Source organism: Cedecea neteri NBRC 105707 = ATCC 33855, assembly GCF_001571265.1.
Classification (GTDB): Bacteria; Pseudomonadota; Gammaproteobacteria; order Enterobacterales; family Enterobacteriaceae; genus Cedecea; species Cedecea neteri.
This window is the reverse complement of the sequence record NZ_BCTL01000103.1, coordinates 1-3,647: the sequence shown is the minus strand read 5'-3', so window position 1 is coordinate 3,647 and position 3,647 is coordinate 1. Positions and strand designations below refer to the sequence as shown.

5 protein-coding genes are annotated in these 3,647 nt (G+C 44.8%); all 5 read right to left on the bottom strand.

The annotated features are described in order from the left end of the window. Window positions 1–248 precede the first annotated feature (248 nt). Window positions 249–740 (bottom strand): TIGR00645 family protein, encoded by a 492-nt coding sequence (locus tag CNE01S_RS23840; protein ID WP_038475281.1) that lies wholly within the window; start codon window positions 738–740, stop codon window positions 249–251. Between the two features lie 62 nt (window positions 741–802). Beyond that, window positions 803–1,228, bottom strand: a complete 426-nt coding sequence (locus tag CNE01S_RS23835) for a phosphate-starvation-inducible protein PsiE (RefSeq protein ID WP_081948173.1) — start codon at window positions 1,226–1,228, stop codon at window positions 803–805. Window positions 1,229–1,889: 661 nt separating this feature from the next. Next, window positions 1,890–2,366 carry a WbuC family cupin fold metalloprotein gene (locus CNE01S_RS23830; RefSeq protein WP_061279161.1) on the bottom strand — a complete coding sequence of 159 codons (477 nt, stop codon included), beginning with the start codon at window positions 2,364–2,366 and terminating at the stop codon, window positions 1,890–1,892. Window positions 2,367–2,659: 293 nt separating this feature from the next. Continuing rightward, on the bottom strand, window positions 2,660–3,007 hold the full coding sequence (locus tag CNE01S_RS23825; protein ID WP_061279160.1) for a HigA family addiction module antitoxin: 348 nt from the start codon (window positions 3,005–3,007) through the stop codon (window positions 2,660–2,662). 109 nt (window positions 3,008–3,116) lie between these two features. Next, entirely contained in the window at window positions 3,117–3,425 is a 309-nt protein-coding gene (locus tag CNE01S_RS23820; RefSeq protein ID WP_061279158.1) for a type II toxin-antitoxin system RelE/ParE family toxin, read from the bottom strand. Window positions 3,426–3,647 lie beyond the last annotated feature (222 nt).

Below are 3,647 nucleotides of genomic sequence, written 5' to 3'. Positions count from 1 at the left end.
AGGATGACTGAAAGCCCTGTTTCCGCCTCTATTGCCGCAGATATTCTGCTGGGAGACACGCCTGTACTGGATCCTAAAGCATTTAGCCTTTACAGATTTTAACCGGGACCGGAGAACAGTGAGGAATAAAATCTGTGCCGGATTATACCCTCCGGCAACAGGCTATTTTTTAATACAGCTCATGATGACGGATAGCATTCCTGGCAGTTTTAACTGCCAGCCTCCTGAACTGATGCGATGATTTAAAATCACACCTTACGCGTTATTTTATCCAGAATCCCCATGGCAAAGGCTGAAAGGACAAATGTCATATGCATGATGACATACCACATTATTTTCCCATCATTAAAGTTACCGGCATCCATAAAGACCCGTAGCAGATGGATTGATGAAATCGCGACAATAGAGGCAGCAACCTTATTTTTCAGCGAGGTAGAGTCTACCTTCCCTAACCAGTTCAGCTTTTCACTGAGGTGTTTAACGTTAAGGCGAGAGACAAAGTTTTCATAGCCGGAGAGCATGACCATCACCAATAACCCCCCCACCAGGGCCATATCCACAAGCGACAGCAGCAGCAGGATAAGATCCGACTCCGCAATCAGCAGGATATCCGGTAATACATGCACTATTTCCTGAAAAAACTTAATCGTTAATGCCACAAGCGCCAATGACAGCCCAAAATATACCGGGGCTAATAACCAGCGTGATGCACAAAGCAGATTCTCAATCAAACGCTCCATATAATGATTCACTCCCTTATAAAGATGAATAAACAACACCAGTTTTAACGCAAAAGAGTTACTTATGGCTCTATCTTCTTACTTTTAGTGAACAGTAAAATGGTAGACAAAATGAAAATTGACGCACAATACAGGATGGTGTCCTGAGCGCTGGAATGATCCACAATCAATAACCGTATTATTGCCGTGATGGCTATATAGATAAAATACCTTAATGGAAAATGGCATCCGGATTTAAAGTAAACCACTATCAGCGCAACGAATTCAAAGAATAGAAAATACGTCACCAGAGCCTCAATCAAATCATATGAGGATTTCTCTGAGGTATTGTTATAGAGCATCGCGGCCATGTAACTCCCTTCCCGCAGAAGGAAGATTGTTAAGATCAGGCCGACAAAACAGAGACTTATGTTAAGCATGCCGCGAATAAGCGCGGTGAAGACATCTGTCCATTTTATTTTTAGTGATGAAAACATACCAAACCACATATATTAAAAAAAGGCATCTCCAAAGAAGAGATGCCGGAAGCGGATGTATAAAGCATCAAAAAAATCCCCAGGAGAGACATTTGATTAAATACTTAAACGCGAAAAAACATGCTTACTCGCCTTAAGTACGATGAGTATATGCCGCCACATTAAATAAAGGATAAACAAAGTCGAGGCACTGGATTTAGGCGGCATCAAATTACAATCATAGACAAATGACTTACAATTATTGAAAATCGAAAATATAAATTACTTTCGAATTAAAATTTCAATGAATAGTTATTTAATTAAATTGTATAAAAAAACGAAGTGGGTCCTGACAGCCCTATTATCTGCCTTATTTCCGGGTACCCTATGCAGCAAATGTAACACCCCACCAGTGTGCCCTTCAGCAGCCCCCCAACATTATGCTGTACCGCTGCTATTGTCAGCTTCGCGGGTTATTCGTTGCGGGCAAGATGCAGACCAGAACACCGGCCCCAGGGCGCGAACCTCTTAGCTTCTTACACTGAGATATAGCTGCTCGATTACCTTACCTACCCCGAAGATAATCAGGGTCAAGTTCAGTTATAAACACGAGATAAGAACGCGATAAAGCCGTTGTATACGGCTTTAATTTTATTTCGCAGGCCGGGAAAGAATATGGGAGGATGCAGTAATATTACAGGGAAAAACCGCCATCTCCCACTTGCGCCAGGACATACCATTTCATCAACTCAGCCGCTCCCGGCTCGTTTTCGGCGGGTGCCCATGGGGCCATATCTTGCTCAGCTACGGGCTGGTACGCCCCATGTTTTACCTCGAAAATGACCCCACCTTTATCCAGCGACAACACCGCATGCCAGGTCCCGGCATCCGTCTCCAGCACCTTGCAGTCTTCACCTAAAACAGCACGCTCGGTCACGTTGCCATTGTCATCAAAATGCAATACCAAAAAGCGTCCGCTAAGGGGTGTCAGCAGCTCAAACGTATGCGGGTGGCGATGAGGGCGAACATAGGTCCCCGGTTCCATAGCAATAGCCAGGCGCTGAACAGGATCGCTCAATTCAGGATGGAGATTACGATGGGCACGTAAGCGAGGGGAGCTTGCGGCTTGCTCGCTTTGTTTTTGTAGATCGCTGAACGTAATTTGTTTCATATTAACCTTTATGAATGTAGGTCGCTCGCGGCACCCAGGCCCCGGATGTCGCAAGGTTTTAAGCTATCTCAACCGACGATTAGCCACGGCTTTAGCAGAACAAATCTCTGCCCGGATTATAGACGCTGCGGCTGATGTCCCATAGCCCCAGAACGGGTCTATTTAAGATACCACCGGCGTTCTGGCGTAGCCCCCAATATGGTCGGGTTGAATCGTACGGAGAGTGCATTGAATCAAAATAACAAAAGGCCGCATTCTAGCGGCCTATAGCTTTTGAACATTCAATTACGTTATCACGCAACGTCACGTTCGTGGCTGTCTTGTTCGCTTGTTGCAAGGGAGACAGGCTTCAACCGGCCCAGTTCCTCCTGAGTGCGGGCGTCATTCATTGCTTCCCATACATCAACGTTCTGCTGAATGTTCAGCCAGAATTTGACAGTGGTATTAAAAATTTTAGACAGGCGAAGCGCCATGTCGATGGTAAGTTTTCGGTTATTGTTCACCAGTGCGCTGACAGTGTTGCGGTGTACTAACAACATTTCTGCCAAGTCATTAATTTTAAGACCCAAAGGCTCCAGGTATTCATACAGTAGTACATCTCCGACTGTAGTTGGTTTCCTCATGGCTTGATGAATAGACATATCTAAGACCTCATAACGTGTTACACGTCATCGCTATTTATGAATACCGGGAGGGTCTGCTACAGACCCCCCAGTATGGACAAATACATAAGCGGAAATAGCTAAAAAACTACTTATGTTTTTTGTACTTATGCGGCTCGAAGTAGACTTGTTCAGCCTTGCCGTTAACCCATTTGAAGAGTATCCGATACTTATCATTAACTCTGATAGACGAATACTCTTGTAATGGTGACTCTAAGTTTTCGAACCTGTTACCAGGTGGTGAGCGCAAGTCCCGAAAATCCACCGCCGCGTTTATTATGTCGAGCTTTCGAGCCAAAACAGACTCAATGTCTGCCGGGATTTTGGCGTGAGACTTTCCTGTATCAAAGAATTCCTCCAGCCATTTGTCACGAAAGCTTCCAATGCTTTCTAACACTTCATTTTGACTCCCTGTTACCTGATGGACACATATTAACGCACCAATGCACAGTGCGCAAGTGCACTAAAAGGGAGTGTATTTCCCTGGACCGAACACAGAATGCCCCCACTGTAACTTGATTCCTGTTGAGTCCAGTTGAAGGATATAAAACACGGGCTAGAGGCCGCTATATACGGGCTTTTAATTGATTTCGGTAGACTTGGGAAGAGTTTGAAATGG